This is a genomic window from Candidatus Limnocylindrales bacterium (assembly GCA_035626395.1).
In the GTDB taxonomy this organism is placed as follows: Bacteria; Desulfobacterota; Binatia; order UBA1149; family CAITLU01; genus DASPNH01.
Genome location: DASPNR010000044.1, coordinates 110,541 through 137,337, shown reverse-complemented (window position 1 = coordinate 137,337; position 26,797 = coordinate 110,541). Strand labels below are relative to the sequence as shown.

The window sequence follows — 26,797 nt, the reverse complement described above, 5'->3', positions numbered from 1 at the left end:
CGAGCCGTTAGCTCAGGTGGTAGAGCAGCTGCCTTTTAAGCAGCGGGTCGCTGGTTCGAGTCCAGCACGGCTCATCCGTCGGCAGCGAAGCGCGAAGGCCTTACGTCCCCGTCGTCTAGCCTGGCCCAGGACACCGGCCTTTCACGTCGGTAACACGGGTTCAAATCCCGTCGGGGACGCAACTCTTGATTTCTGGACGGGCAACGCCTGCAACAGTCTGAAGATCACGGAGATTTCGGCGGTTCCAAATCCGCGCTCTCGCGAGTCGGTCACGCCGCTCGGGAAGAGCAGTTTTTGGAGCCGCTGCTTCTGCTCGATCGAGGCCTCCGTCCAGAGGCGAGCGGAGTTCCCAAGGACGTACTCGGCAAAGTTGAGCACGCCCTCGACGTCCAGCTCGTCGAGCCGAGCGTCGTGTAGTGCGCTTTCCGCAAGTGCGATTTCCTCGTCGATCTTCGCCGTCTGCCGGTCGTAGGTGCGCTGGTCGAGCACGCCGCGGTGGACGAAGGCTTCCACGATCCGGTCTTTCTTGGAGAGGAGGGAATCGAGGCTGCGTTGCAGCCGGCGCCGGGCGCCCTGCGCTTCGGTCTGGCGCTGGTTCCAGACGTCGAGCACGATCTCTCGGAATAGGCGCAGATACTCGGGCTTCGGGACCATGGCTTCCAGGTATCGGAGGAAGCCTGCTTCGAACTCCGCCTTCGGGATGTTCGACGCCCGGCACGCGGACGAGCGGCAGCGATAGTAGGCGTACCGCGACGTCCGGCCTTTCGACCAGCTCCTGGTCATTGCAGTTCCGCATTCGCCGCAGCGAGCGAACACGCGCAACGGGAAGTCTGGATTGTTGCGGTCGTGCGGTGTTACGGAAAGCGACTTCCCTTCCAGGACTCGGTGCACGCGCTGGAGCAGGTCGTCACTGACGATGGGCTCGAAGTCCGCTCGTTGCGGTTCCAGGTCGCCCCAGCTCTTCACTCCGAGCCAGCCGCAGTAGATGGGATTGCGAAGCATTTGCTGGAACGTCTGCGGGCTGACGGGTCGCGCACGCAGGGTGCGCAGTCCGAGGTTCGTGACAAGGCGAAGGGCTTCCCGCTTGGTGTGCAGCCCTGAGCCGACCAACTCGAAGGCGCGGCGGATCAGCGGGCCGCGCTGCGGGTCCGGGGCGATGCTGACGCGGCCGAGACTGTCGATCGTTCGCTGGTAGCCGAGGGGCGGGACGAAAACCCAACGCCCTTCTGCGAGGGCTGCCTTCATGCCCGCGATCGTCCGCTCCGCCCGGACGTCGTTGTCGAGCTGCGCGACCGCGGCCATCACGTTCTCGACGAACTTGCCCGTCGAGGAATCGTCAAATCGCTCCGTTGCCGAATGTAGGGTTACGCCTGACCGCTTGAGCAGGGTGGTCATCAGGACATGGTCGTGGGCGTTACGCGCGAAGCGGCTGAGGGCGTACACCACTACCGCGTGGACGCGCCCTCAATTCTCTCGGCAGTAGGTTAGCAGCTGCTGGAATTCGGGTCGGTCCGTTGTCTTGGCCGACTCCCCAGCGTCCACGAAGACGCGGTCGCACTCGAAGCCGTTCTGCTCGCAGTAGTCGCGGCAGACGCCCTCCTGTGTCGGGAGGCTCAGGTTCTGGGTCTGTTCCTTGGTCGAGACGCGGCAGTAGATGACGGCGCGCAGGGGGAGCGCGCTGCTACGGTTCTTTCCAGACGCGCCGTCGCTTGCCGATGACTGAGTCGAGCGCCCGCCGTTCGGCTTCGGCGCGGTTTCTCCCGCCGTCAAACTGGGCGATCGCTGCGCGTTCTTCCGCATCCTCGGCGTCCTCCGGCGCCAGCCAGGTCAGGGCGTGATCGAAGGCTCCTCTTCCGGCGCGGCGATCGTGCGTTCGTAGCTCGCAAAAGGCCCGCACCGCGACGTCAGCGAAGGCGTACAGCTGGTCCCGGACCAACGCCAGTTCCTCGTCCGAGCCCCGGCCGACAATCTGCCGGCACCGCTCTACGCTTACCCTCTCCGCCGCCACATGGCAGAGCGTCCGCTTCTGTCCGTCCGACTAAAATTCCCTGAATCAACGCAAACTCCCGTCGTGCTCGCCACGGGAGTTTTTCGGTCGCCGGCCGGGCTTGCGGTTGGGGCAGAGGTCCTTGATCCAACCCCGCACTGTCTTGGCCGTGTACTTGACGCTTTCCTGGGCGATTCGCGTCATCTCGTCGCGGCCTAGAAGGCTCTCGATTGTCAGCTCCGGTTCGCGCTCCCAGATCAGGGTGGCAATTGCGCGAGAGCGTTCGCGGTGGAAGTCGCTCGCCCGTCCGGGGCGCGCCGACGCTCCGTCGCGCTGTGCGACCTGCTCGTACCGCTCGATCTCTGCTCGGAGCAGGCGAAGGTTCTTTCGGCTCAAGCGAGCATCATAAACGTCGATGTCCGCGATTGTCCCGGCTGGATCGTTGAGGAGAACGGATATGTCTTGGTCGGGGTCGTCGCCGTCGTCCAGCGTCAGGAGGAGCACGGCCGATTCCGGAGTCAGTGCGTAGTGGCCGGTCAGGCTTGTTGTCGTCCGGATCTCTTACCCCGGATGGTCGCCTCGGTGTCTTGGAGAAGGAGGCAGGCTTGAAGCACGCCTGTCCGGACGTAGTCCCCGACGACGCTCTCGCTGGTTTCCCAGCGATGGGCGAGCTGCGGCAGGGAGAGGCTCGGCAGGCCCCGCAGCGCGTTCGTATCGACGGTTCTCCGCATGGTCAGACCCGGAGGGAAGGACTAGCACGGCTTCGGCGCCGGCTTCCAAGTCGGCGTGTGCAGCCGCTCCTCGGGCGGAACCTCCGGTACTCGTCGGGATGTGTCGAGGCGCGGCCGCAAGGGCTCGTTGCCGCAGCTCCGTGTCTATCAGCTCAAGGTCACAGCGTCAGGTCGGAACGCGGGCGGAGGGGCCTTTCTCGGCTTCGGCGCCCGGACCTGCTCGACAATCCGGCGACGTCCCCAAAGCTTCCGGTAGCGACGTTCCAGGCCAAGGCCGCCCGCCAGTTCGACCTCGCTTCCTTCAGCACAACCTCGACGAGCTCTCTCGACGGTGAATTCAGCTTTGTGGAAATCGAGACAAAACTGACAAAACTCCTGTTCCTCGTGTGTGAGGCGATGGCCGCTTTCGCGCTTTTTCACGGCTTTTTCGGCGACTTTGAGAAACCGGTTCAGGGTTCGCAGGGAGATGCCGGCGGAGGCAGCCACGACGCCGCGGTGCGCCCCGTGCTCGCTGCGGCGAGAATGATCGTCTGGACCCGCGGCGTGCAAGCTCTGGGACGCCCGCCCGTGCGTCTCCGACTCCTCCGCAGCAGTTCGACGACGTTCTCCGGGTGCCTCATGCCCTAGTATACCGTTTGCCAGAGTCGGCCTCTCTATTTCGCTCTGCCCGGAACGTGCAAAGCCACGGGCCCGGCGGCCGTGGCCGATCCAGCGTCCCCACTGACCGGGATCGGAATCGTGCCGACGCCGCTTGCAACGAGGGCTGGCGGACCGATAGGGTCACTCCGTCTTGGAGTCGAGGACGAACAGGAGAATCGCCCGGGTCCGTACCGTCGCGGCCGGTTGGTTGGCGGCCGTCGTGCTGGCGCAGCCGACGTGGTCGTACGCCGTGGTAGGTTCATGCGTTGCCGCAAAACGAGCTGCCACTGCAAGGGCATTCGTTTGCCTGGTGGCGGAGCAGAACAGGCGTGTCCTCGGCGGCGAGTCGGAGCCCGCTCAGTGTAGCGTGCGGTTGGAGCGAGACTTTGCTGCGATTGAACGTGTGCGAACCTCTTGTCCGCGAACTGGGGACTGGACAATTGCGGCGTCGTTGGCCGTTCAGGCCGAGGAGGCCGTGCTCTCGCTCCTCATGGTCGACGTGGCTTCGACGCCGACAGAACGGGCCTGCGTCGCTGGGAAGAACAACTTCGCTGGTAAGTACGCCCGTTGCATTGCGAAGAGTTTAAGCCACGTCCCTCCGCGAGACGGTGACGATCGGCGGCCATACGAGCGGTGCGAAACGGCGTTCTTTCACAGGTTCGCAGCTTTGGACAGCGTTGGCGGATGCGTCACACAGGGCGATGCGGAGATGATCCGCGACGCAGCAGGGCCAGCCTATGGCTATATGCCGGGCGTTACGTTCTACGGTCAGTCACTTCAACAAGCCAACCTTCCCGGTGCTGTTTTGGTCGGAGCTAGACTCGACGAAACGAGTTTTGCGGGGGCGGATCTCGCCGGAGCCGACCTGAGCGGCGCGATGATGGGCGGGGCGTGGATGCGGTTCACGGATCTTCGGAACACGAACCTGAACGGCATTAGCGGGTACGGCGTAGATTTTTCGAGATCGGACCTGACCGGCGCCAGTCTCGCCGATGTGGATCTGCAGCGTTTCCTTAGCGGTCTTACCGGTTGTCCTTCCGTGCTCTCCGCGGGCTGGCTGTGTGTCGAAGGTCTGCTGCTGGGCCCTTGGGCAGTTCTGCAGTACGCTTCGCTGCCTGGGCAGGACTTGCACGGTATCAATGTCAGTTACGCCGACCTTAGCCATGCGAACCTTGCTGGCGTCGATTTGACGGGCGCCAACCTGACGGATGTCTATCTTGGTTTCGCGGATCTCACGGCGGCAGATCTTGCGGATGCTGATCTGACCAGTGCCGGCCTCAACTACACCAAGCTGATCAACGCCAACCTGACGAGCACGACACTTCGCGAGGGATACCTCGCGGGTGTCGATGCTACGGGTGCTCAGTTCACCGATGCTGACCTCGCCAATATCTCGATCGAGCGGACCGACTTAACCGATGCTGATTTCGGCGGTGCCGATCTCAGCGGGGTACATTGGGCGCAGACGACTTGCCCAGACGGTACCTATGCGCCGTTGTACGGCGGCACCTGTTGCGGGCATCACGTCGGCGCTGCACCGGCGGCGTGCACGCCCTGAGCCGGGTGTCTGCGCCGATGTTTGAGCGGCCCCGCCGCTTCCGGCGTGTGGGGGTACACGTGCCGTATTTCGAGTCCTTCGATCTGGGTCTAAACCGAACAGGGATGTCGGGCTTAGCGTCCTCAGGCCTCCTAGGCTGCCACCGGAGGTCGCAGGCCATCGAGTTTGCGGAGCCACCCCAGGAGCTGGTTCCAACTCGCAACGTCGAGGGACGCCTCCCTCTCCGCCATCGCCCGCTCACGCCGTCGGCGCCCCTGCCGCCGTCCCGTGCGTCAGCGGCCACTGCAATCTGCGCGCCGTCAGCGCACGCACGAACAGGGTCGCTTCGATGACGAACAGTGCGCAGCCGCTTGCGAGCATTGCCCACACCTGCCACTTCAGGAGTCCTTCGGGCTGCGGCGCAGGCGAACCGAGCGCGACGGTATAGGAGGCGACCGCCAGCCCCGTACCGAAGCTGGACAGGACGTGCACCAGATACTCGCCGCTCGGCAGCCCGCCCAGCGGCGCACGCGATCGCCGCTCGAGCAGCACGTCGACGACCGAATTGGTCATGTCGATCGCGAACAGCACGAACGCGATGCGCGCGTACTGTTCCGTTGCCGGCTGCAGGCAGACGACGAGAACGGCGAGAAATACCGCGTGGCGGATCAGGTGCGTGACTTCCTCGGCGACGCAGGTTGGCTGGCCGTACAGCCGGAAGCGATAGAGGTGGTAGTAGAGCACGTCGATGGAGCCGATCGTTCCGACGATCGTCAGGATCGTGAGCGTGGTGATCATCGCGCCGCCTCCATCGTGATGCCGTAGCGCAGCTGCTCATCGCCGTCCTCGAAGTCCGGCGCCGACAGCCACAGCCGCAGGAGGTGCCTCTTCTGCTCGGGGTCGTCCCAGTCTTCGTACGCGGTGCGCTTGTGCAGGATGACCGAGTTCTTGAGGAGCTGGATGTCTCCCGGCCGGAACTCCATGTCCAGATACAGCTGCGGGTCGTTGGCCGTGCGCTCCATGATCTCGAGCGCCTCGTTCTGCGCGCGCGTCAGTGGAGGGACGTCGGGAAGCTCCTGCGCGCGCCGGATGTACCAGGGTATGAACGAGATGTTCAGGCCGCCTCCGCGCTCGGCGCAGATCGGCCGGACGAAATGCATCGGCGCCGGCATCTGCGGCTCGTAGTAGTGCCAGTAGAAGTTCTCGAAGAGCACGGGCGCGAGGTCGGGACGCCGGCGCAGGATTTCGTTGTAGACGCTGATCGAGCTGACGATGCGGCTCTCGCCGCCGGACCTGGACGTTTTCAGGCACAGCAGCCCGATGATGTCGGCGCCATCGGTATGAAAGTCCTGCTCGGCGCGCGTGCGATACAGGCGCGTGCTCGGGTCGCCGGGGTCGGCACCGGTGTCGCGCACGTCGGTCAGCAGCTCGCCCAGGAAGTTTTGCGGCACCGGCGTGCCCAGGTGCAGCCCGATCGTCCAATACACCGCAGCCGCTTCCTCCCTGGTCATGCGTTCGACCGGAAGTCCGCGGATGAGGACGAACCCGCGGCCGCGGTGGAGGGTCTCGCGCCACGCGCGGATCGCTGGCGCCAGTGCTCCCGGGGACACGTCGTCCTTCGTGAGCTCCTCGACGCCTTTGCCCGCGCCGCGCACGGCCGCGGCGATGCTTTCGGCGGCGGCCACTTCGGCGGCGCTCAGGCGGTGGATCCATTCGTCGGTGCGGCTCATTTCGGCGCCGGTCCAGGCGGCAGGTCCGGCGACAGCGGTGGCGAGGGTAGTCATGGCGGGAGCCTCCTTCATCGATGTGCGTCGATGTATTGCAGATTGCATCGATGAATGTCAATGTATCGATATGAAGGAGCGTGTCGACCCAGCGACTGCATCGTGTTGTCCGCCCGTCTTCCATGGCCGGCTGGGCAAGGCCGATGCGGAGGAGCTGGCGGCGGCGTTCAAGGCCATCGCCGATCCGGCACGGCTGCGGCTGCTCAACTACATCGCCTCCCGCCCCGAGGCGGAGACGTGCGTCTGCTATCTGACGGAGCCGCTGGGGCTGTCTCAGCCCACCGTCAGTCATCATCTCAAGGTCCTGTACGACGCCGGCCTGATCGGCCGCGAGCGGCGCGGGACGTGGGCGTATTACCGGATCGTACCCGAGCGAATGGCCGAGCTCCGCGAGGCGCTGGCGGTTCCGCAAGCGCCCGTGCCCGCAAGCGCGCGAAAGGCGGCGAGGAAGCGCTGAACAGCGGGTCTTCTCTTCAGCGGCCGCTCAGGCCGCTCGGCCGCTGCGCGCCCGCTCAGGCTGCTTGCCACCGGTGCACGCTCATTCCGCTCCGCACCGGTGCGCGCCCATTCCGCGCGCGCTCAGCGCGAGCGGTTCTTGTCGATGATCGCCGCCAGGATGAGAGTGAAGGCCACGAGCCGCACGCCATAGCGCGTCAGGTTCCCTTCATTAGGCGCCGCCGAAAGCGTCTGCACCACGCGGTTGACGCCCTCGAGGTAGAAGGAGCAGGCGAACAGCAGAAAGAAGCGGTCTCGGCCCTGCCGCCAGAAGCGCAGGAACATGGTTCCGATCACGAAGCACGCCATCGCGATCGCGCCCATCATCGTGTAGTTGAGCGAGTCCACCGCTACTCCGATTCCCACAGCAGACCGTAGAGCAACAGCGAAACTGCGACCAGCGCCGCCAGATTGCGCAGCGCAAAAAGGTCGATCTCCGGAAATATCAGCAGGTCGACGGCCAGCAGCGCGTTGTTGACCGTCAATCCCGCAAAGCACAGGCCGCTCCAGAGCAGCAGCCTTACGCCGTTACGGGCGTAGGCCCGCAGGAGCAGCGCGCTGCAGGCCAGCGCGGTGGCGGCACACAAGGAGTAGACGACGGCCCCCATCACTTTTCCTTCCGTAGGCGGAACGCCTCCGCGAAATGGCGAATGCTGGCGCTTGGCTTCGAATGGATGAGGTGGGTGACCTCGATCAGGTGCCGCGAGTACGCAGTGGCCAGAGCGTCGACGATCGCGGCGAGCTCGGGCGACGCCGGCGAGTAGCGGAACGTGCCTCCGGCCTCTTCGGCAAAGCCGCGCTCGGCGAGCACCGAGAGCACGTGCGATGCCACGGGTTTGCTCACGTATAGACGCTCGCCGGCATCTTTCGTCGTCCAGCCGCGGTTTGGGTGCTCGCGTAGCAACAGAAGCGCTTCCAGCTCGGGAACCGAATCAATGCTCTCGGCGATCAATCGACGGACGCTGTCTGGTATCTCGTCGGCCATTACCCCAAGCGAGGCAGCAAGGACGAAGCTCCTGCGCGCGCCCTTGGTAGAGCAAACGGTGATGCTTCGCGAGAGCACGCGCGGCCGTCACCGGCGCGCCGAACCGTCGTGGCCCGTGGGGCGTTTCCGGCGTGGAGGCGTCAGCAGAGAACGAAAAGCAGCACCACCCCGGGCACGATGAACAGAATGAAGCCGAACACGATGGCGATGATTTCGCCGGTCGTGTAGTAGCAGCGTCCCGGGCCGCGCACGCTTGGGCCGGCATCAAGATCCGCAAGCTGGATCAGCTCGCCCCTGGAGTCCACGTCGACCAGGCGGCCGAACTCGACGGCCACCTCCCGCTGGGTGCTGCTGCGCTGGATGCGATCCTCGAAGCCCTCCAGACGCTGTCCCGCATCGGCCAGCGCCTTGCTCCAGGGGACGACGGTTCCTGCAACCGCTACCGCCGTTCGCGCGGCTCGAGCCGGACCGATTGCCAGAGCGCGCGCCTCCTCGACGGTGGCTGCTTCGGCAATGCGGTGCTGGCGCTCCTTCATGAGCTCGACGTGCGCCGGCGCGCAGGTGTACTCGCCGCTGCCGATGCTGGCGCGCGTCGGCACCTGGATCTTGTCCATGGCCGCGCGCTCGCCTTCGATCGAAGCGTGGGAGGAAGACGTGGTGGCAGGGACGGCGCCAGCCGCCAGCAGGGCCGTAACGAGGAACGGGAAGCCATGCAGGCGGAAGTTGATCACGATTGCCTTCATCGCATTCTCCTCTTTCGTCGGATTTGCAGCTCGCTCGTAGCGAACAGACCCATCATTGCGCGGAATCCGCCACTCGAACAGAGGGTCGGACTCCCCCGATCAGAGGGCGGCCACACAATTTTTATTTGCATGACGGGTCGATACACTCCCGCGCCATGAGCGACCTCGACACCTTTCGTGAGCAGACCCGCCAGTGGCTCGAGACGAACTGCCCTGCATCGATGCGATGGGACACCAAGGGCAACGACACGATGGGGGAAGGTCTGGCGTGGGGCGGGAAGAAGGAGAAGCACGCCAATCCCGACGTGCAGCGATGGCTGGCAGCGATGGCCGAGCGAGGTTGGACGGCGCCGACCTGGCCGCGGGAGTACGGCGGGGGAGGGCTCTCCAAAGCGGAGGCCAAGGTGCTCGCGGAGGAGATGAGGCGCCTGCGGTGCAAGCCTCCGCTTATCGGGTTCGGTCTCACCATGATCGGTCCGCTGCTGCTGCAGTACGGCAACGACGACCAGAAGAAGCGCTTCCTGCCCGAGATCGTCCGCGGCGAGGTTCGCTGGTGTCAGGGCTATTCGGAGCCGGGTGCCGGCTCCGACCTGGCGGGCCTGCAGACGCGCGGCGTGCGCGAAGGCGATCATTGGGTCATCAACGGGCAGAAAGTATGGACGTCCTATGCCGACAAGGCTGACTGGATGTTCCTGCTGGTGCGCACCGATCCGGACAAGCCCAAGCACGAGGGCATCAGCTTCATGCTGATGGACATGGATCAGCCCGGAGTTACCGTGCGGCCGATCCTGCTCATCAGCGGAAGCTCTCCATTCTGCGAAACCTTCCTCGAGGACGCGCGGGTTCAGAGCGATCACGTGGTCGGCGGCATCGGCAACGGCTGGACCATGGCCAAGGCGCTGCTGGGCCACGAGCGCAGCATGATCAGTGAGGCGTTCAACGAGTCCGAGGAAAAGAACGAGCTGGTGGTGGCTGCGCGCAGTCACCTTGGCGTGGACGATGCCGGTCGCATCCGCGATGGAGCGATGCGCGACCGCATCGCCCAGCTGACCATGGACAAGACGTGCCTGGAGCTGACGCTGCGACGCACCAAGGAGGCGGCGAAGCTGGGCCATCAGCCCGGGCCGGAATCTTCGATTTTTAAGTACTACGCCACCGAGTTGAACAAGGAGCGGACGTCGACCGTGGTCGGCATCCTCGGCCCGCAAGGCCTGGGCTGGGAAGGCGCGGGCTTCTCGGAGGACGAGATCGCCGCGGTCCGCAGCTTCCTGCGTGCGCGCGGCAATTCCATCGAAGGCGGCACCTCCGAAGTGCAGCTCAACATCATCGCCAAGCGCGTGCTTGGCCTTCCCGACTGAGGAGCCGTTTCGCCATGTCACTCGTTCTCACCGACGACCAGCAGATGCTCAAGCGTGCCGCCGCCGATTTCGTGCGCAAGGAGTCGCCAGTCGCGCGCGTCCGGCACTATCGAGACAGCGATGATGCCGTCGGTTTCTCGCTCGAGCTGTGGAGGAAGATGGCCGAGCTCGGCTGGCAGGCGATCATCATTCCGGAGACATACGGCGGGCTGGGCATGGGATATGTCGAGTTGGCCTGCGTCCTCGAGGAATGCGGCCGCAGCCTGGTGCCCGAGCCGCTGCTCTCGACGGTGCTGCTGGGCGCCAACGCCGTACTGCTCGGCGGCAGCGAGGCACAGAGGAGCGACATGCTGCCGCGCGTTGCCGACGGCTCACTCCTTCTGACGCTGGCGTATCAGGAGCACGGCGCACGCTACGACCTCCATCATTGCCAGACGCGCGCACAGGCGAGCGGCGGCGGCTACGTCCTGCGCGGCGAGAAGACGCTCGTTCTGGACGCTGGCGCAGCCGACAAGCTGTTGATCGTCGCGCGCAGCCGCGGTGAAGTCGGCGATCGCAGCGGGCTGTCGCTGTTCATCGTCGATCGCGACGCGCCGGGTCTGCAGGTGGTGCGGCAGAAGACGATGCACCTGCGGCCGGCGGCAATCGTGCGGCTCGACGGCGTGGAGGTGTCCGAAGCCGCGCGCATCGGCGAGGAGGGCGCGGCCGGCCCTCTGCTGGAGGAGGTCATCGATCGCGCCACGGCCGGACTATGTGCCGAGATGCTCGGCAACATGCTCGCGACGTTCGAGATGACGCTCGAGTACCTGAAGACGCGCAAGCAGTTCGGCGTCCCGATCGGCAGCTTCCAGGCGCTCAAGCACCGCGCCGCGAAGATGTTCATCGAGATCGAGCTGGCACGTTCGGCGGTGCTGGCGGCGGCGACCGCCATCGACGAGCGATCTCCGCAGGCCAAGGCGCTGATCTCGGTGGCGAAGGCACGATGTTCCGACGCCGGCGTCCTCATCGGCTACGAAGGCATCCAAATGCACGGCGGCATCGGCATGACGGACGAGCATGACGTCGGGTTCTACATGAAGCGCCTGCGCGGGAACGAGATGACGTTCGGGGACGCCAGCTTTCACCGCGACCGCTTTGCGACCTTGAGCGGGTTCTAGTCGCCGACGTATCCCAAGGATTTCAGTCTCTCCATCGTTTCGTCATCGATATCGATCGACGCGCGGCCGCCGGCGGCGGCTTCAGCGTTGCGCTGCGCGCGCCACTGCGTCTCGAGCCATTGCGACAGCGACGACAGCTCGGCGTGCACGGCGCCGGGATTGTCGGCGGCGCGGTCGTCGCGTTCTTCGGGATCGTCCTTCAGGTCGTAGTACTCGATGGGGCTGCGACGCGGGTGCGTGATGCGGTTGAAGTGCTCGATCGTCTTTGCCGCCGGCGTCCGGCGCGCAACCTGCAGGTTCAGCCCGAGCTTGTCGAAGAATTCGGCGTAGACCGCATCGCGGTCGGACCGGTTGCCCTCGGCGAGAGCGCGAACACTGATTCCCTCCACGTCGGGTGAGGGCGGCAGCCCGGCCAGATCCAGCAGTGTCGGGAAGACGTCGACCAGGCTGACCTGCTCGTCAACCTCCTTGCCGGCGTGGGCGCCGCCGGGAATCCGCAGCACGAACGGCACGCGCAGCACCTCCTCGTAGACGGTGCGGTGATGGCCCTTGTTGCCGTGCTCGAAGAACTCTTCGCCATGGTCGGCCGTCAGCAGGATGACGGTATTGCCGCTGAACCCCTTCTGATCGAGCTTGTCGAGGATGGCGCCGACGTGGTGATCGGTGAAGCGGATCTCGCCGTCATACAGCGCGATGATGTGGGCGAGGTCGCGCGGATCCATCTTGGGATGCACGTCCTTGCGCTCGATGAAGTTGCGCCCGTCCATGGTCCCCGTGTAGTCGGGATCGAACATCCTGTCGTAGGGCGCGGGCGGGATGTAGTCGTAGTGAATGTCGAAGTAGTGCAGGAACAGGAAGAAGGGCTCCTGGTCCGTGCGCTGGTCTAGCCACGCCAGCGCCTGCTCGTTGATCGAGGGGGAGGTGATCTGCTCGCGCGCCTCGCGTCCCTTGCCGACGTCCTCGCTGAAGTCCACGTACGTGTCCATGCCGCGCGAGTAGCCGTAATGCCCTGCGACGTAGGGGCCGGAGACGTAGCCCGCGGTCGCATAGCCGGAGGCCTTGAAGATCTGTCCGAGCGTCGGGATCGACGGCAGCAGAACCCGGGTGTCCTCGACCACGCCGTGGGAGATCTGATAGCGGCCGGTGAACATCGTCAGGTGCGTCGGCAGCGTCCATGACGAGGTCGCGATCGCGTTGCGGAAGAGCACGCCGCTCCTGGCAAGCCTGGTGATGTTCGGCGACGTCTCGCGCTCGTAACCGTACGTGCTCAGATGATCCGCGCGCAGGCTGTCGAGCGAGATGAGGACGACGTTGTAGCGGTCGCCCGTCGCCACGGGTGCAGAAAGCTGAGCCGGCGCCGCACTGGCGCGCGTGGCGGGAACGGCCGAGCTCAGGATGAACGCCGCGATCGCCGCACATTCGAATGCAGAGACGGCGGCGTATCGGCGCAGGCGCCGCCCGCGTCCCTCGAACTGCGGCGCCATCCACGCCGCCGCCGCGCCTGCCACGATGGCAACCGCGATGGCGAGCAATGCGCCGTCCACGACGAGGCTGCGTGCGCGATACGCGATCTGGCTCATCCGCATGCCGCTTTCGATCCCCAGCGCCGGAATCGACATGCCCACATGCACCAGTAGAGCGACGACGGACCAGAACAGCACGTACGACCGCAGCGAGCGCATGCGTCGCTGCGTCAGCGCCGCCACGGCGCCGGCAGCGATGCCGAGCACCAGAGTCATCGATGCCAGGACGGGCAGGAGTCCGGCGGCGTAGCGGACCTTGTCTCCGATGCCCAGGCCGGTGAAGCGATCGGGCAGGGGAGGCGCCAGCCACGGCAGTTCGTTGGCCAGCCAGCGAAGCTTGGCAAGAAAGTCGTAGAGCTGGTTCGGGAAGAACGCGTAGGGCGGAATGATCTGCCCGTGATACGCCGCCAGCAGAGCGAGCGTTTCGACGATCCACGTGACGCCCGCGAGCAGGAGCAGGCCTCCGAGGCAGCGCAGGAAGTTGCTAGCGGGTATGGACATGTTCCCTTGATGGCGTTGCAGCGATCAGTGCGCCGCTGCCGACGCCAGGCCGGCAGCTGCGCGTTGTATGGCAGGCGCGGCGTGGGCGCCCGGCCCGGCGAAAGCCGAAGCAGTGCGGCGGTAGATGGTGATCTCGGGGTTGAGGCTCTGAATGGCGCGATCGGCGCTCAAGCTCGGCGGAATCCAGGGGTCGACCGTGAAGCGGGCCACCTTCTCGTAACCGAGCGCCCCGCTGTCCAGAGCAGCAAGGAATTCCGTGTTGGCGTCCTTGCTATAGCTCATGACGACGCCGCCAGTGCTCTTCTTGGCGGGCGTGTAGCCCTCGATGGCTCCGTCGCTCTCCTGCCAGTCCTGCTTGTACTGCACGGACACGCCCGACAGGCCTGCCGAGGAAAGCACGACGAAATCGGGTTGGCGCTTGCGGAAATCCTCGATGTTGCGCTGGTCGAACTCGACCGTGTCCACCCTGGCCCACTGCGGAAAGCGCGGCAGATACGTGGGATCCTGATAGACCTCGACGCGCTCGTGAGGATCGAGCTGCTCGCGCAGCCAGGCCTCGGCGTCATAGCGCCCATCGCCGCTCATCATGCGATTGACGTCCCAGCCATAGGCCGCGACGAACAGCAGCGCGAGCGCGGCCAGAGGGCGCCGCCACTGCGTGCCTCGTCCATTCTGCACCAGTGCGGCGATTCCGATGCCGGCGAACATTGCCGCCATCACCGAGACCGGCAGCAGATAGCGCAGGCTCAGCGACATCATGGCGCGCACGCTGACGAGGTAATAGGTGACGATGGCTGCCAGCAGCAGCGCGGCCCACGCCGGCCGCCGCCGCAGCGCGAGCACGATGCCCGCCAGCGAGACGATCAGAGTCGGCCAGCCGAGGCTCTGCAGCACACGTCGTCCAGCCAGGCTGAGCTGCGCAAGCTCGGCGCCGGCGTCGCGGGCGGATCCGAGATCGACGGGAAAGGTATAGGGCGCATATCTGGCGGTGATCTCGGGCGGCAGCGTCTGGGTCAGGAACTGCACGCGGTGCAGGAAGCCGAGCGGATTGAAGAGGACGTTGTTGGCCAGCACCATCGCGACGGCGAACGCAGCGGCCGCGGTCAGTCCTCCGCGCAGCCAGGTCGCAAGTGGACGGCGATGGATCGTGAAGACCGCGACCAGCACCGCCGGCAGCCCGACGAACGCGCCCGCCGCCAGTTCCTTCGTGGACACGGACAGTGCGGCGCCGAGCCCGAGCAGCACCCACCAGCGTCGCCGTTCGTCGCCTTCGATCAGTCGCACCGCCGCCAGCAGCGCCAGCATCATCCAGAACAGGAACGGCACCTCCACGTTGGTGGTCTGCGAGTAGAACACCATCGGATAGGAAAGCGCCGTGACGAAGGCCGCGCACGTGGCGGCAAGGCGGCCGTAGCTGCGCACGACGCACGCATAGGCGAGCAGCACGGTGCCCACACCCATCATCGCCGTGATGGAGCGGCCGATCAGCGCCAGATTGGAAAGGACGGTGGTGGGGTCGGAAAGCCCGAATGGATACTCGGAAGCGAAGCCGCTGATGCCGCCGCTGATCCATACCCAGGCCATGTAGGGCGCATAGGCGACGGCGAGCAGGAAGGCATGGAAGGGCGGATACTTGAACCAGAACCAGCCGCTGTTCCAGCCGCCGGACAGGAAGCTGTGGTACAGGACGGCCAGCGGGGCGCTCGGCTTGATCGCATCGGCGGCCCACGTGTCGTCGTTGGTCGGAAGGCCCCATGCGAGCGCGCGCGTGTAGACGAACAGAGACACCAGCAGCAGCGCGACCGGTACAACGACGCCCAACGGGTCGCGGCGCCATCTGGCCGAAAGCTGATCGAGGAGATGCATGATGACGATGCTCGGGCGGTGGGCGCTCGCGTGGTCGAGCGCAGCGCGCCCGGTACTGCAATGGCCGGCAGATAGTACCAGCGGCCTTCGGGGGCGGCAACGAAACTTCGTCGCATGAATGCACGCAAAGCCCCGACATTGCGCCGCTTGCTCCACCTTTCCGGGCCGGTATAAAGGCGCGCTTTCGCGCCCGCCGGCAGCCGCCGACGACGGACAACCAGCCATCGAGGAGACTCGGAATGCGCAGCCCCAAGGACTTCTTTCAGCCGCTGGCCATCGGCGCGCCCGAGCCCGTGCGCGAAATCCCGTTCCGCCCCTCGCGGATGATCCATTTCTTCGACCCGAGCAACGCCAAGATGGCGGCCAAGGTTCCCGACATCGCCAGGCAGGTCGATGTGCTGCTGGGCAACCTCGAGGACGCCATCCAGGCCAGCAACAAGGTCGCGGCGCGCGAAGGGCTGGTGAGGATCGCCCGCGAGACCGACTTCGGTGAGACCCAGCTCTGGACGCGCGTCAACAGCCTGGATTCCCCGTGGGTTCTCGACGATCTGACCACGCTGGTCACCGAGATCGGCGACAAGCTCGACGTCATCATGATCCCCAAGGTCGAAGGCGCCTGGGACATCCACTACGTGGATCGCCTGCTGGCCCAGCTCGAGGCGCGCGCCAAGGTGAAGAAGCCGCTGCTCGTCCACGCGATCCTCGAGACCGCCACCGGTGTGGCCAACGTCGAGGAGATCTGCGCGGCCAGCCCGCGCATGCAGGGCCTTTCGCTCGGGCCGGCCGACCTTGCCGCCTCCCGCCGCATGAAGACCACGCGCGTCGGTGGCGGCCATCCCGGCTACGTCGTTCGCACCGACCCGGATGCGGCCAATCCCGACGCTCCGCGTCCTACCGCGCAGCAGGACCTGTGGCACTACACGATGGCGCGCATGGTCGATGCGTGCGTGTCCAATGGCGTGCTGCCGTACTACGGCCCCTTCGGCGACATCAAGGACGTGGTTGCCTGCGAGGACCAGTTCCGCAACGCGTTTCTGATGGGATGCGTGGGCGCGTGGTCGCTGCATCCGGTGCAGATCGACATCGCCAAAAGGGTCTTCAGCCCGCCGGTGGACGAGGTGCTGTGGGCGAAGAAGGTCATCGATGCCATGGGCGACGGCACCGGTGCCGTCATGATCGACGGCAAGATGCAGGACGATGCCACCTACAAGCAGTGCAAGGTGATGGTCGAGCTCGCCCGCATGCTGGCGGCCAAGGACCCGGAGCTGAAGGCGGCGTACCAGTTCTGAGCGGCCCGCGCACTTCAAGCACACGGCTTTCCAACGGCCCGTGCCGAGGCCCAATCGTGGACGGTTTCTGAGCGCACGGCGCCGTTCTCCAATCGTTGATCTTCGGGCGGCGCCGAACTCCAACCGTAGACCAATGGCGCTGCGATCGCCGGCGCAGGCGCGTCTGTGTACAGCGGCGGCTTGCCAAGCGGCGCCGAGTTGCTCACCTTCGAACGCATGCATGAACCGCCGCGTGCGCAAGCGTCTCTGCCGCCGTCTTCGCCTCGGCAACCGCGGCTGCTGTCGTGCCTCGTTTTGATTGCTGCGGCCGTCGTCTCCAGCGCGACGTCTGCCCGAGCGCAGGAAAACTCGGCACAGGAAGCCGCGCGCCAGAAGGCCGCGCTGGCAAGCCTGCCCAAGGACGCCGCGCGCCGTGCGTTCGGCACCGTCCGGACGCCGGCGGCCGGAGAAGGCCGCATCATCGGCGAGTACTGGAAGGGCTGCTTCAGCGGAGGCATGCGGTTTCCCGCCGACGGCAAGCACTGGCAGGTGATGCGCCTGTCACGCAATCGAAACTGGGGTCATCCCTACGTCCTCGATTTCCTCGAGCGCTTCGCGCGCACGGCGTCGCAGGTCACGGGCTGGCCTGGCCTGCTGATCGGCGACATGTCGCAGCCGCGCGGCGGGCCGATGCTTACCGGCCATTCCTCGCACCAGCTCGGCATCGAGATCGACATCTGGCTGCGGCCGATGCCGGCGCGCCGCCTGACGCCCAAGGAGCGCGAGGACAGCTTCTCGACGAGCCTGCTGCGGCGCGACCGCAAGGACGTGGATCCCAGCGTCTATTCGCGCCAGCACCTGGCCCTGCTGCGCGCCGCGGCCAGCCAGCCCGAGGTCGCACGCGTCTTCGTCAATGCAGGGATCAAGAAGGCGTTGTGCCGCGACGCCGGCTCCGACCGCGCCTGGCTGCGGAAGATCCGTCCGGCGGCCGGGCACGACTACCACTTCCACATCCGCCTGGCCTGTCCGCCGGGGCAGCCCCAGTGCATCGACCAGGCTCCTCCTACCGGCGGCGACGGCTGCGGCAAGGAGCTGGACTACTGGTTCCGCGAGGGGATCCTGCATCCGAAGCCGGGCGCGCCGGGAAAGGCGATGTCGGTGTCGGCCATGCCGGCAGCCTGCCGAGCGCTCCTTCAGGCGCCGGCCGCCTCCCCGGGCCCGCCGCCCAAGCCGCTGGACCCGAGACGCTGATTCGACTGCCGCCCGCCTCGGGCTGGCGCCGAAACGAGCGGCCCTAATAGAAAGGAGAAGCGCCGACGGACTCAATGCTCGCTTCTCTGAGGCGAACGGCGTAGAAGCGCCGCTTATTCTCGGCTCAGCTCCGGACTCGGAGCACATATCACAGGGCCGCAGGAGGCAGGGACCGCCGATGCACAAAGGGCTGCAGCAATGGGTGAATGAGGTCGCGGAGCTGACCAAGCCGGACCGGATCTACTGGTGCGATGGATCGCAGGAGGAGTACGACCGGCTTTGTCGCGAGATGACCGACAGCGGAGACCTCATCCGGCTGTCCGAACAGAAGAACCCAGGCAGCTTCCTGGCCCGCAGCAACCCCAACGACGTCGCACGCGTCGAGCACCTCACCTTCATCTGCTCCGACAAGAAGGAAGACGCCGGCCCCACCAACAACTGGATGTCGCCCGAGGAGGCGCACCAGCGCGTTCTGCCTCTGTTCAAGGAAGCGATGAAGGGACGCACGATGTACGTGATTCCCTACATCATGGGCCCGGCCGGCTCGCCCATGTCGGCCGTGGGCGTGGAGATCACCGACTCGCCCTACGTCGTCGTCAACATGCGCATCATGACGCGCATGGGAAAGATCGCGCTCGATCAGCTCGGCGAGAGCGGTGTGTTCGTCAAGGGGATGCACTCGATCGGCGACCTGTCGCCGGAGCGGCGTTTCATCGTGCACTTCCCGCAGCGGCGCGAGATCTGGAGCATCGGCTCGGGCTACGGCGGCAACGCCCTGCTCGGCAAGAAGTGCTTCGCCCTGCGCATCGCTTCGACGATGGCGCGGGAGGAAGGATGGCTGGCCGAGCACATGCTGATCCTCGGCCTCGAGAGCCCCAAGGGCGACGTGACGTACATGGCGGCCGCGTTCCCGTCGGCTTGCGGCAAGACCAACCTGGCGATGCTGCTGCCGCCCGAGTCGCAGGAAGGGTGGAAGGTCTGGACAGTCGGCGATGACATCGCCTGGATGAAGTTCGGCGCCGACGGCCGCCTCTATGCCGTCAATCCCGAAGCCGGCTTCTTCGGCGTCGCGCCCGGCACCAGCAACAAGACCAACCCGAACGCGATGGCGGCGCTGTCGAAGAACTCGATCTTCACCAACGTCGCCCTGACTGACGACGGCGGCGTGTGGTGGGAAGGCATGGGGCCTGCGCCTGCGCATGCGCTGGACTGGCAGGGCAAGGACTGGACGCCCGACAGCGGCCGCAAGGCCGCGCACCCCAACTCCCGTTTCACCGCGCCGGCCTCGCAGTGCCCCGGCATCTCCAGGGAATGGGAGAATCCTGCGGGTGTTCCGATCTCGGCGTTCATCTTCGGCGGCCGCCGCGCCAAGACCGCGCCGCTGGTCTTCGAATCGCGCGACTGGAAGCACGGCTGCTATGTGGGCGCCGCGGTCGCGTCGGAGACGACGGCTGCGCAGCAGGATCAGCAGGCGGGCGTCATCCGGCGAGATCCCTTCGCGATGCTGCCGTTCTGCGGTTACAACATGGGCGACTACTTCGGCCACTGGCTGAGCCTGGGCGGCCGCAGCGACAAGCTGCCGAAGATCTTCCACGTCAACTGGTTCCGTCAGGACGGCGACGGCAACTTCCTGTGGCCGGGCTTCGGCGACAACGTGCGCGTGCTGCGCTGGATCCTCGGCCGCTGCAAGGGCGAGGCGGATGCGGTGGAGACGCCGATCGGCTTCGTGCCCGCTCCCGGCGCGCTCGACCTGCGCGGCATCGAGCACGAGGTGAGCAGCGAAGTGATGGAAGAGCTCTTCCGCATCGACAAGGACGACTGGCGGGCCGAGATGGCCAGCCAGAAGGAGTTCTTCGAGAAGTTCGGCGACCGCTGTCCCCAGGAGATCTGGGCGCAGTACAAAGCCACGACTGAACGCCTCGGCCTGTAGCAAAGAGTGGGGTCAGGTCTCGATTCGCGGTTCTAGCCACACTCGTGAATCGAGGCCTGACGCTTTTCGGCATTTTGCCCCGCCGCGGCGCGCACAGTAAAAGCCGGCGCTTTTTCTGGGAGGACTGACGCTTTGCGCTTCTACGAATACGAATCGAAACTGCTGCTGGCGCGGCACGGGGTCGCGCTGCCGAAAGGCTCGAAGCTCGCCAGGTCGGGCGAGGAGGCGCGCCAGATCGCGGCCGCCATCAACGGCCCCACCGTTCTCAAGAGCCAGGTGCTCACCGGCGGCCGCATGAAGGCCGGCGGCGTGCTGTTCGCCGATACGCCCGATCAGGCCGCCGAGGCCTGCGAGAAGATCCTCAAGCTCGAGATCAACGGCCACAAGGCGCGCGGCGTGCTCGTGGAGAGCCGCCAGCCGGTGGCGCAGGAGTACTACCTCGGCGTCACCTGGGACGGCATTGCCAAGAAGCCCGTCATGATCCTGTCGGACATGGGCGGCATCGACGTCGAGGAAGTGGCGGAAAAGCATCCTGAGCACATCGCCAAGAAGCACTTCTCGACGCTGATCCCGTTCTCCGACTTCCGCGCCAAGGAACTGGTCGCGCAGCTCGCCACCGGCTCCGACGTCAACGCGATCATGCGCTTTGCCGCGCCGCTGGCACGCATCTTCATGCAGTACGGCCTGACGTTGGCGGAGATCAATCCGCTGGCCAAGCTCGCCGACGGGACGTTCGTGGCGCTGGATGCGCACGTGGACATGGAGGCCGAGGCGAGGGGAGCGCACAAGGCGCTGCTGAAGGAGCTCGGCATAGGCGACGACGAGACGCGCATGGCGCGCACGCCGACGAAGTTCGAGCTGGAGGGCGCGGCCATCAACGCGGCCGACCACCGCGGCGTGGCCGGCAACGTCACCGAGTTCGGCGGCACGCTCGGCCTGATCATCGGCGCCGGCGGCGGATCGCTGACGCTGTTCGATGCCGTGCGCAACCACGGCGGCGATCCCGCCAACTACTGCGAGATCGGCGGCAACCCCAGCGTGGGCAAGGTGGCCAACCTGACCAAGCTGATTCTTTCCAAGCCTGGCGTCACCAAGATCGCCGTCATGATGAACGTCGTTTCCAACACGCGCGTCGATATGGTCGCACGCGGCGTCATCAAGGGCGTGATCGAGTCGGGAGGCGATCCCGCCGAAAAGATCGCCATCTTCCGGATCCCGGGCTCCTGGGAGCAGGAAGGATTCAAGATCCTGAGCAAATACGGCGTCGAGTACTGCGATCGCACCGTCTCGATGTATGAGGCCGCCGGCCGCGCCGTGGCCAAGTGGAAGGGGAACTGACGTGTCGATCCTGATCACCGGCGACACCACCTGCATCATTCAGGGCATAACTGGCCGCGAGGCCGTCTCGATGACGCGCGAGTGTCTCGACTACGGCACCAAGATCGTCGGCGGCGTCACGCCCGGCCGCGGCGGGCGCGACGTGCATGGCGTGCCCGTGTTCGACACCGTCGAACAGATCGTCAAGCGCGAGCGCGTCGACGCCAGCGTCATCTCGGTACCGCCCGCGTTCACGCGCGATGCCGCGTTCGAGGCGATCGAGAACGGCATCAAGCTGCTCGTCATCGTCACCGAGAACATCCCGCGCTTCGAGGTCGCGCAGATGGTCGAGCTGGCCAGCCTGCGCGGAGCACGCATCATCGGACCCAACTGTCTCGGCATTCTCTCGCCCGGCGAGGCCAAGATCGGCGGCCTCGGCGGCCGCGCCGTCGATGCGAAGAAGGCGTTCAGCAAGGGCAGCATCGGCGTAATGTCGCGCTCGGGCGGAATGACCACGGAGATCTGCAACACGCTGACCGCGGCCGGCCTCGGCCAGTCCACGGCCTGCTCGATCGGCGGCGACGCCATCATCGGCTCGAGCTACGCCGAGCTGATGCCGCTGTACGAAGCCGATCCGGAAACCGAGGCTATCGCGATCTACTCGGAGCCCGGCGGCCGCATGGAAGCCGACCTGGCTCGCTGGGTGACCGAGAACAAGTCGCGCCTGCCCGTGGTCGCGTTCATGGCGGGCCGCTTCATGGATGCAATGCCCGGCATGCGCTTCGGACACGCCGGCACCATCGTCGAGGGCAAGGCCGACACCACGGCGGAGAAGATCGAGCGCATGCGCGCTGCCGGCATCGGAGTTGCCGAGCGCATCGAGGACATCCCGGCCCTCGTCAAAGAGAAGCTGGGGAGGAAGTAGGATGGCACTCTTCATCGCAGTGGAAGTCGATCCCACGCTGGCCAACGACGCGGCCGCGGCCAAGAAGCTGGACGAGGTCTGTCCGGTGGACATCTACGACGGCACCACGGGCAAGGTGCAGATCGTCGAGAAGAATCTCGACGAGTGCACGCTGTGCGAGCTGTGCCTGGCGGTGGGAGCGCCGGGGCAGGTCAAGGTGCGCAAACTGTATGACGACGGGGCGGTGCTGGAGCGACGGGCGTAGCCGATCCACGGCGCGCGGGTTCTAGCCACCTCGACGAATTTGTCGAGGTGGCGCGCGCTCGGGGTCACACCCCTTCCGCTGTTCGTGGAGCAGACGTTCCGCGACTCCCTCGATTGCGGCGATCTGCTGACGCCGATCGTCCAGGCCTTTATCGAGGCCGTCTTCGCTTGCGCGGCGCAAGCGAAGGGCCGCGCGCGACGACGACGGCGCATGGCGCGCTTGCCGCTGCAGCGGCGGGCATGCGACGGCAAGCGTGGTGGCGGCGTTCCTGCGTAGCGTCGTGCGACTCCCCCCTCGGCACAGGAGCGCGTGCGAGTGCGTTACATGCGAAGCCGCAGAGAGTGTCACCGCAGCGAGGGCGTAGTGCGGTGACGGACGTTGAGGCTGCTACGGCGCAACCATCACGGCACGAATGCTGTCGTAGGCTCCTTCGTCGCGCGTGAAGCCGACGAGCGTTCGTCCGTCGCGCGTCGAGGAAATCGCCGGCTCTTGCGCAAGGACGTTCTGCGCGATGACGGCCGGCGTGGGACGGCGTTCGTCCGCAGCCACCGTCACCGCCTTCAGGTCGTGTCCGCTTGTCGTGCTCTCGGTCCACGCCACCAGCCACAGAGTTCCGTCGAAAGCAGCCGAGGGCCCGCCGGTGATCGCCGTCGCGGCCGTCGCCAACAGCACCCCGCCATCGGCATCGATGCGACCGCCGGCGCGGGTGACGCGCGCGGCGCGAACGTCGTTCGTCGCGGGTGCCGACGTCGTACCGCCTTGTCGCCACGCCACCAGGAATCCGTCATCGCCGTCTGCTTCCCGCGCAGCCCGATGGTCATGGCCAACATCGCCCGCGACCTGCACGGCGAGAGCCCGCATCGGTTGCGGTCCGCTGTCGCGGCGCGCCCGCGTCTGCACCCCGATCGTGGAGTCGCCGCGATGCATCGACCGGCACTGACCAATGGGATAGGGTCAGCATAGGCGTAAAGCCACACAAGCGGGGTAGGCAGAGCTCCATGGACGTTCTTCACCGCAACAATGTGACCGTACTGGGTCGAGGCGAGCAGCCCATGCTGCTGTCTCATGGATTCGGGTGCGACCAGAACATGTGGCGCTACCTCGTGCCGGCCTTCGAGGCCGATTACCGCCTCGTCCTGTTCGACCACGTCGGTGCCGGCAAATCGGACCTCGGCGCCTATCAAAGGTCCAAGTACGATACGCTCGCGGGTTACGCCCAGGACGTGCTCGAGATCTGCGACGCTCTCGATCTGCGCGACGTGGTGTTCGTCGGGCACTCCGTCAGCGCGATGATCGGCGCCCTTGCCGTCTGCGAGCAGCCTGAGCGATTCGCGCACCTGGTCATGGTCGGGCCGTCGCCGCGGTACGTCGATGACGAAAACTATCAGGGCGGCTTCTCCCGGAAGGACATAGACCAGCTGCTGGATTCGATGGATGACAATTACCTTGGATGGTCTCGTGCGATGGCGCCGACGATCATGGGCAATCCCGACCGTCCCGAGCTCTCCGAGGAACTGGCCAACAGCTTCTGCCGTACCGACCCGGAGATCGCCAAGCACTTCGCTCGCGTAACGTTCCTCTCGGACAACCGGTCCGACCTTGCGCGGGTCACGGTGCCGACGCTCGTGCTCCAATGCGACAACGACGTGATCGCACCCGTGGCCGTGGGCGAGTACGTGCATCGCAACCTCCGCGACAGCGAGCTCGTGGTTCTGGATGCTACGGGCCATTGCCCGAACCTGAGTGCTCCGTCCGAGGTCATCTCGGCCATGAAGCGCTACCTTGCGCGCCAACGGACGTGCCGCAAGGAACCGCATGGCTGACGAAGAGCTTCCGCCGGATCTTCTCGATCGTGCTCCCTGCGGACTGCTGTTGACTTGCCCGCGAGGCAATGTCGTGGCGGCGAACTCGACGCTCCTGTCGTGGCTCGGATATGACCGCGCCGAGATCGTGGGAAAGCGCAGGTTCTCGGAGCTGATGACGGTCGCGGGCCGGATCTTCTACGAAACGCACTTCGCGCCGCTGCTGCGCATGCAGGGCTTCGTTCACGAGATCGCGCTCGACCTCGTGCGCAAGGACGCTTCCTCACTTTCCGTCTTCGTTAGTGCCAACGAGCGGCGTACGTCCGACGGCAGATCCGAGGCGATACGCATCGCCGTGTTCCAGGCGGTGGACCGCCGCAAGTACGAGCGTGAGCTGCTGCTCGGCCGCAGGATGGCCGAGCAGGCGATGCGGGCGAAGTCCGAGTTTCTCGCGGTTTTCGCGCACGAGGTGCGAAACTCCGTCGCTGCCGTCGGTATGGCCGCCGAGTTGTTGCAACACTCCGGGCTGCAGCCCGACGCCGACCGTTATCTGGGCATGCTGCGTCGCGGCCTCGACAAGGCACTGGCGCTTCTGCAGAGCATGCTCGACTTCAGCAAGGTCGAGGCGGGCAAGGTGACGCTCGAACGTCGGCGTTTCGATCTGCGTGACCTCTTACTCGGCACCGCGCAGACGCTGGAGCCTGTTGCGTTGCGCAAGCAACTGACGCTGAACGTCGAAATCGACCCGAATGCCCCGACGCATCTCGTCGGGGACCCGATCAAACTCGGCCAGGTTCTGACGAATCTTGCCGGCAATGCCGTCAAGTTCACCGAGCGCGGCGGGGTGACCCTGGCGGTCGAGCTGATTTCGCGCGCCCCGCACGGCGTCGTGCTGAAGTTTCGTGTCACCGACACCGGCATCGGAATCTCGCCCGATCGCATCACGAGAATTTTCGATGAGTACTCGCAGGCCGGCCCGGAGATCGCGGAACGCTACGGCGGGACCGGCCTCGGGCTGGCGATCAGTCGCCGTATCATCGAGTTGCATGGCAGTACGATATGCGTTGAGAGCGCTGCGGAGCAGGGCTCCACGTTCCACTTCGATGTGACCCTTCCCGTGGCCGAGCCGGCTACTGGCGACGACGATTCGCCGTAGCGGCCAGGGTCTTCAGAAATGCCTGTGCAGTGGAAACGTCGTTGACGTTGTAGCCGAGCCCCGAGCATGCCGACGTCCCCGCCGGCGGCTTCGTAAACCGGCCCGGCGGTGCGGCCGCGACATGTCGTCTCGGCCGCACCGCCCTTTGCGCCTGGCGACGCGAAGCTGCATCTCCAGTTGTTGGCACCGCTGCGGTCGCGGCGTCCAGCGACGTCCGCACTGCGGGCCTGTCGAGCGGGATGATCAAACGAGGACGGGATCGGCCGCCGCCCCCGCTCGTCGGTTCGCTCAGTACTCGATGCAATCGGGCGTCCCGTTCATATCGGCATCCGTGTCGGAGATGCCACAGCCGCAGGTGCCCGGCTCGGTCTTGCTCGGGTCATCCGGGCAGGAGTCTATGCAGTCGGGCGTCGCGTCGCCGTCCGTGTCCACGTCGTCCGAGCAGTCGCCGCATGCGCCGCCCGGCGCATTCTTGGTCGGATTCGCGGGACAACCGTCGACGCAGTCGGCGGTACCGTCGCCGTCGGCGTCGGCATCGCTTTCGTGGCAGCCGCAGACTCCGGCATCGATCTTCGCGGGATCGGCCGGACAGTCATCTCCGCAATCCGGAGTACCGTCGCCATCGATGTCGCTCTCGTCTTCACAACCGCCGCAAAAACCGCCGGGTGAGGTCTTTAGCGGATTGAGGGGACAACCGTCGAAGCAGTCGGCGGTCCCGTCGGCATCGACGTCATCATCGGACACTCCGCAGCCACAGACGCCGCCATCGATCTTGTTGGCATCGAACGCGCAGAGATCCTGGCAATCCGGTGTGCCGTCGCCATCGGAGTCGCTTTCATCTTCACAGCCGCCGCATATTCCGCCAGCCGTCGTCTTCGAGGGGTTCGCCGGGCAAGCGTCCACGCAGTCGGCGGTACCGTCGCTGTCGCTGTCGGTGTCGGACACGTTGCAACCGCAGATACCTGGCTCGGTTTTATTGGGATCGTCCGAGCACGCGTCCTCGCAGAGCACACCACTGGTGCCGGACCAGCACTGGCAGGAAAAACCCGCCTCCTCGTTGATGCACGTGCCGTTGTTCATGCATGGGTTGGGATTGCAGGGGTCCAGAGTCGTGGTCGTCGTGGGCTGGCTCGTTGTCGTCGTCGACTCGGCAGTGGTTGTGGTCGTGGCTTGAATGGTCGTCGTCGTCGGATCCATTACCGTCGTCGTCGGCGACTCTGTGGTGCTGGTCGACGATGTGGTCGTGGTCGGTGGGCCCGTGCAGATGGCGGAAATCATGTCCTGCGCGTCCAGAGCGATTGCCGGCTCCACGCACGCGGTTTCGATGAGCGTGAGCGGGGACCCGCCGTCTGGGCAGTCGCCGGCTCTGTCGATCGCCGCGGCGAATTGCGCGTCGGCTTTGTCGATGCAGTCGTCGGAAATCGGGGTGAGGGTCGCGGCGGCTCTCGCCGCACACTTGAGGCGCGACTTCGCCAACTTGGCCGCCGCCTTGAGTTTTGCCGCCGCGCAGCTGCTGGGGAGCATGACGGTCATTGCGGTCGAGACCGCCTCTGCGCAATCCTGCTGCACCTGATCGCAACTCGTGAGCACGCCGGCGC

At 65.8% G+C, this 26,797-nt stretch carries 28 protein-coding genes and 2 tRNA genes; 17 read left to right on the top strand and 13 right to left on the bottom strand.

Going from position 1 to position 26,797, the window contains the following annotated elements; translation table 11 throughout:
- The first annotated feature begins 1 nt into the window (after position 1).
- The 3 genes from VEC57_20025 (at position 2) to VEC57_20015 (ending at position 627) form a co-directional block, all read left to right on the top strand.
- Positions 2-74: transfer RNA gene (locus tag VEC57_20025), tRNA-Lys, on the top strand.
- Positions 75-104: 30 nt separating this feature from the next.
- Positions 105-179: transfer RNA gene (locus VEC57_20020), tRNA-Glu, on the top strand.
- Positions 180-495: 316 nt separating this feature from the next.
- Positions 496-627 (top strand): hypothetical protein, encoded by a 132-nt coding sequence (locus VEC57_20015; protein ID HYC01430.1) that lies wholly within the window; start codon positions 496-498, stop codon positions 625-627.
- 1,054 nt (positions 628-1,681) lie between these two features.
- Here VEC57_20015 and VEC57_20010 read toward each other — a convergent pair.
- The 3 genes from VEC57_20010 to VEC57_20000 form a co-directional block, all read right to left on the bottom strand.
- Positions 1,682-1,936 (bottom strand): hypothetical protein, encoded by a 255-nt coding sequence (locus tag VEC57_20010; protein HYC01429.1) that lies wholly within the window; start codon positions 1,934-1,936, stop codon positions 1,682-1,684.
- A 117-nt stretch (positions 1,937-2,053) separates the two neighbouring features.
- Positions 2,054-2,491, bottom strand: coding sequence for a hypothetical protein (locus tag VEC57_20005; protein ID HYC01428.1), 438 nt, complete (start codon positions 2,489-2,491; stop codon positions 2,054-2,056).
- 374 nt (positions 2,492-2,865) lie between these two features.
- The gene (locus VEC57_20000; GenBank protein ID HYC01427.1) at positions 2,866-3,204 is read right to left on the bottom strand and encodes a hypothetical protein; all 339 of its coding nucleotides are present in this window, start codon (positions 3,202-3,204) and stop codon (positions 2,866-2,868) included.
- Positions 3,205-4,066: 862 nt separating this feature from the next.
- Here VEC57_20000 and VEC57_19995 point away from each other — a divergent pair.
- On the top strand, positions 4,067-4,915 hold the full coding sequence (locus VEC57_19995; GenBank protein ID HYC01426.1) for a pentapeptide repeat-containing protein: 849 nt from the start codon (positions 4,067-4,069) through the stop codon (positions 4,913-4,915).
- Positions 4,916-5,152: 237 nt separating this feature from the next.
- On the opposite strand, the gene VEC57_19990 is transcribed toward VEC57_19995, so the two are convergent.
- Complete coding sequence (locus tag VEC57_19990) at positions 5,153-5,692, bottom strand: hypothetical protein (GenBank protein ID HYC01425.1); 540 nt, start codon at positions 5,690-5,692, stop codon at positions 5,153-5,155.
- The gene (locus tag VEC57_19985) at positions 5,689-6,678 is read right to left on the bottom strand and encodes a TauD/TfdA family dioxygenase (protein HYC01424.1); all 990 of its coding nucleotides are present in this window, start codon (positions 6,676-6,678) and stop codon (positions 5,689-5,691) included. The genes VEC57_19990 and VEC57_19985 overlap by 4 nt, the downstream gene beginning before the upstream one ends.
- Positions 6,679-6,748: 70 nt before the next feature.
- On the opposite strand from VEC57_19985, the gene VEC57_19980 reads away from it, so the two are divergent.
- The gene (locus tag VEC57_19980; protein HYC01423.1) at positions 6,749-7,135 is read left to right on the top strand and encodes a metalloregulator ArsR/SmtB family transcription factor; all 387 of its coding nucleotides are present in this window, start codon (positions 6,749-6,751) and stop codon (positions 7,133-7,135) included.
- Positions 7,136-7,257: 122 nt separating this feature from the next.
- Here VEC57_19980 and VEC57_19975 read toward each other — a convergent pair whose 3' ends face one another.
- From VEC57_19975 to VEC57_19960, 4 genes are all read right to left on the bottom strand, one after another.
- Positions 7,258-7,521 (bottom strand): DUF5985 family protein, encoded by a 264-nt coding sequence (locus VEC57_19975; protein HYC01422.1) that lies wholly within the window; start codon positions 7,519-7,521, stop codon positions 7,258-7,260.
- A gap of 2 nt (positions 7,522-7,523) precedes the next feature.
- Positions 7,524-7,781 (bottom strand): DUF5985 family protein, encoded by a 258-nt coding sequence (locus VEC57_19970; GenBank protein ID HYC01421.1) that lies wholly within the window; start codon positions 7,779-7,781, stop codon positions 7,524-7,526.
- On the bottom strand, positions 7,781-8,125 hold the full coding sequence (locus tag VEC57_19965) for a hypothetical protein (GenBank protein ID HYC01420.1): 345 nt from the start codon (positions 8,123-8,125) through the stop codon (positions 7,781-7,783). Before VEC57_19965 ends, VEC57_19970 begins: the two co-directional genes overlap by 1 nt.
- Positions 8,126-8,298: 173 nt before the next feature.
- Positions 8,299-8,901 (bottom strand): hypothetical protein, encoded by a 603-nt coding sequence (locus VEC57_19960; GenBank protein ID HYC01419.1) that lies wholly within the window; start codon positions 8,899-8,901, stop codon positions 8,299-8,301.
- A gap of 155 nt (positions 8,902-9,056) precedes the next feature.
- On the opposite strand from VEC57_19960, the gene VEC57_19955 reads away from it, so the two are divergent.
- Entirely contained in the window at positions 9,057-10,259 is a 1,203-nt protein-coding gene (locus VEC57_19955) for an acyl-CoA dehydrogenase family protein (protein HYC01418.1), read from the top strand.
- A gap of 14 nt (positions 10,260-10,273) precedes the next feature.
- Positions 10,274-11,416, top strand: coding sequence for an acyl-CoA dehydrogenase family protein (locus VEC57_19950; protein ID HYC01417.1), 1,143 nt, complete (start codon positions 10,274-10,276; stop codon positions 11,414-11,416).
- Here VEC57_19950 and VEC57_19945 read toward each other — a convergent pair.
- Both VEC57_19945 and VEC57_19940 read right to left on the bottom strand, forming a co-directional pair.
- Entirely contained in the window at positions 11,413-13,440 is a 2,028-nt protein-coding gene (locus VEC57_19945) for a sulfatase (GenBank protein HYC01416.1), read from the bottom strand. The two genes, VEC57_19950 and VEC57_19945, sit on opposite strands and share 4 nt — an antisense overlap.
- A 24-nt stretch (positions 13,441-13,464) precedes the next feature.
- Positions 13,465-15,306, bottom strand: coding sequence for a glycosyltransferase family 39 protein (locus VEC57_19940; GenBank protein ID HYC01415.1), 1,842 nt, complete (start codon positions 15,304-15,306; stop codon positions 13,465-13,467).
- Between the two features lie 239 nt (positions 15,307-15,545).
- Here VEC57_19940 and VEC57_19935 point away from each other — a divergent pair, with 239 nt between their 5' ends.
- The 7 genes from VEC57_19935 to VEC57_19905 all read left to right on the top strand — a co-directional run bounded on the left by VEC57_19935 (position 15,546) and on the right by VEC57_19905 (position 22,517).
- On the top strand, positions 15,546-16,595 hold the full coding sequence (locus VEC57_19935) for a CoA ester lyase (protein HYC01414.1): 1,050 nt from the start codon (positions 15,546-15,548) through the stop codon (positions 16,593-16,595).
- A gap of 294 nt (positions 16,596-16,889) precedes the next feature.
- Positions 16,890-17,825, top strand: a complete 936-nt coding sequence (gene mepA / locus VEC57_19930) for a penicillin-insensitive murein endopeptidase (GenBank protein ID HYC01413.1) — start codon at positions 16,890-16,892, stop codon at positions 17,823-17,825.
- 178 nt (positions 17,826-18,003) lie between these two features.
- Positions 18,004-19,755, top strand: coding sequence for a phosphoenolpyruvate carboxykinase (GTP) (locus VEC57_19925; GenBank protein HYC01412.1), 1,752 nt, complete (start codon positions 18,004-18,006; stop codon positions 19,753-19,755).
- Between the two features lie 132 nt (positions 19,756-19,887).
- The gene (locus VEC57_19920; protein HYC01411.1) at positions 19,888-21,093 is read left to right on the top strand and encodes an ATP-grasp domain-containing protein; all 1,206 of its coding nucleotides are present in this window, start codon (positions 19,888-19,890) and stop codon (positions 21,091-21,093) included.
- 1 nt (position 21,094) lies between these two features.
- Positions 21,095-21,997: a CoA-binding protein gene (locus tag VEC57_19915; GenBank protein HYC01410.1), complete on the top strand. Its 903-nt coding sequence runs from the start codon at positions 21,095-21,097 to the stop codon at positions 21,995-21,997.
- A gap of 1 nt (position 21,998) precedes the next feature.
- A complete protein-coding gene (locus VEC57_19910; GenBank protein HYC01409.1) occupies positions 21,999-22,241 on the top strand; it encodes a hypothetical protein in 243 nt (80 codons plus the stop codon).
- 84 nt (positions 22,242-22,325) lie between these two features.
- Positions 22,326-22,517 (top strand): hypothetical protein, encoded by a 192-nt coding sequence (locus VEC57_19905; protein ID HYC01408.1) that lies wholly within the window; start codon positions 22,326-22,328, stop codon positions 22,515-22,517.
- A 111-nt stretch (positions 22,518-22,628) separates the two neighbouring features.
- Here the strand turns inward: VEC57_19905 and VEC57_19900 are convergent, their stop codons facing one another.
- Positions 22,629-23,015 carry a hypothetical protein gene (locus tag VEC57_19900; GenBank protein ID HYC01407.1) on the bottom strand — a complete coding sequence of 129 codons (387 nt, stop codon included), beginning with the start codon at positions 23,013-23,015 and terminating at the stop codon, positions 22,629-22,631.
- Positions 23,016-23,293: 278 nt separating this feature from the next.
- Between VEC57_19900 and VEC57_19895 the strand changes: the two genes are divergently transcribed.
- Both VEC57_19895 and VEC57_19890 read left to right on the top strand, forming a co-directional pair.
- Positions 23,294-24,064: an alpha/beta hydrolase gene (locus VEC57_19895; protein ID HYC01406.1), complete on the top strand. Its 771-nt coding sequence runs from the start codon at positions 23,294-23,296 to the stop codon at positions 24,062-24,064.
- Positions 24,057-25,199: an ATP-binding protein gene (locus VEC57_19890; protein HYC01405.1), complete on the top strand. Its 1,143-nt coding sequence runs from the start codon at positions 24,057-24,059 to the stop codon at positions 25,197-25,199. Before VEC57_19895 ends, VEC57_19890 begins: the two co-directional genes overlap by 8 nt.
- Before the next feature lie 288 nt (positions 25,200-25,487).
- On the opposite strand, the gene VEC57_19885 is transcribed toward VEC57_19890, so the two are convergent.
- Positions 25,488-26,396 (bottom strand): hypothetical protein, encoded by a 909-nt coding sequence (locus VEC57_19885; GenBank protein ID HYC01404.1) that lies wholly within the window; start codon positions 26,394-26,396, stop codon positions 25,488-25,490.
- On the opposite strand from VEC57_19885, the gene VEC57_19880 reads away from it, so the two are divergent.
- A complete protein-coding gene (locus tag VEC57_19880) occupies positions 26,374-26,772 on the top strand; it encodes a hypothetical protein (protein HYC01403.1) in 399 nt (132 codons plus the stop codon). The genes VEC57_19885 and VEC57_19880 overlap by 23 nt on opposite strands.
- Positions 26,773-26,797: the final 25 nt, after the last annotated feature.

Coding starts and splice junctions, on each gene's coding strand:
- VEC57_19995 (HYC01426.1), top strand. CDS start 4,067: ATGATCCGCGACGCAGCAGGGCCAGCCTATGGCTATATGCCGGGCGTT.
- VEC57_19990 (HYC01425.1), bottom strand. CDS start 5,692: ATGATCACCACGCTCACGATCCTGACGATCGTCGGAACGATCGGCTCC.
- VEC57_19985 (HYC01424.1), bottom strand. CDS start 6,678: ATGACTACCCTCGCCACCGCTGTCGCCGGACCTGCCGCCTGGACCGGC.
- VEC57_19980 (HYC01423.1), top strand. CDS start 6,749: ATGAAGGAGCGTGTCGACCCAGCGACTGCATCGTGTTGTCCGCCCGTC.
- VEC57_19970 (HYC01421.1), bottom strand. CDS start 7,781: ATGGGGGCCGTCGTCTACTCCTTGTGTGCCGCCACCGCGCTGGCCTGC.
- VEC57_19960 (HYC01419.1), bottom strand. CDS start 8,901: ATGAAGGCAATCGTGATCAACTTCCGCCTGCATGGCTTCCCGTTCCTC.
- VEC57_19955 (HYC01418.1), top strand. CDS start 9,057: ATGAGCGACCTCGACACCTTTCGTGAGCAGACCCGCCAGTGGCTCGAG.
- VEC57_19950 (HYC01417.1), top strand. CDS start 10,274: ATGTCACTCGTTCTCACCGACGACCAGCAGATGCTCAAGCGTGCCGCC.
- VEC57_19945 (HYC01416.1), bottom strand. CDS start 13,440: ATGTCCATACCCGCTAGCAACTTCCTGCGCTGCCTCGGAGGCCTGCTC.
- VEC57_19940 (HYC01415.1), bottom strand. CDS start 15,306: ATGCATCTCCTCGATCAGCTTTCGGCCAGATGGCGCCGCGACCCGTTG.
- VEC57_19935 (HYC01414.1), top strand. CDS start 15,546: ATGCGCAGCCCCAAGGACTTCTTTCAGCCGCTGGCCATCGGCGCGCCC.
- VEC57_19925 (HYC01412.1), top strand. CDS start 18,004: ATGCACAAAGGGCTGCAGCAATGGGTGAATGAGGTCGCGGAGCTGACC.
- VEC57_19910 (HYC01409.1), top strand. CDS start 21,999: ATGGCACTCTTCATCGCAGTGGAAGTCGATCCCACGCTGGCCAACGAC.
- VEC57_19895 (HYC01406.1), top strand. CDS start 23,294: ATGCTGCTGTCTCATGGATTCGGGTGCGACCAGAACATGTGGCGCTAC.
- VEC57_19890 (HYC01405.1), top strand. CDS start 24,057: ATGGCTGACGAAGAGCTTCCGCCGGATCTTCTCGATCGTGCTCCCTGC.
- VEC57_19880 (HYC01403.1), top strand. CDS start 26,374: ATGGTCGTCGTCGTCGGATCCATTACCGTCGTCGTCGGCGACTCTGTG.
- VEC57_19885 (HYC01404.1), bottom strand. CDS start 26,396: ATGGATCCGACGACGACGACCATTCAAGCCACGACCACAACCACTGCC.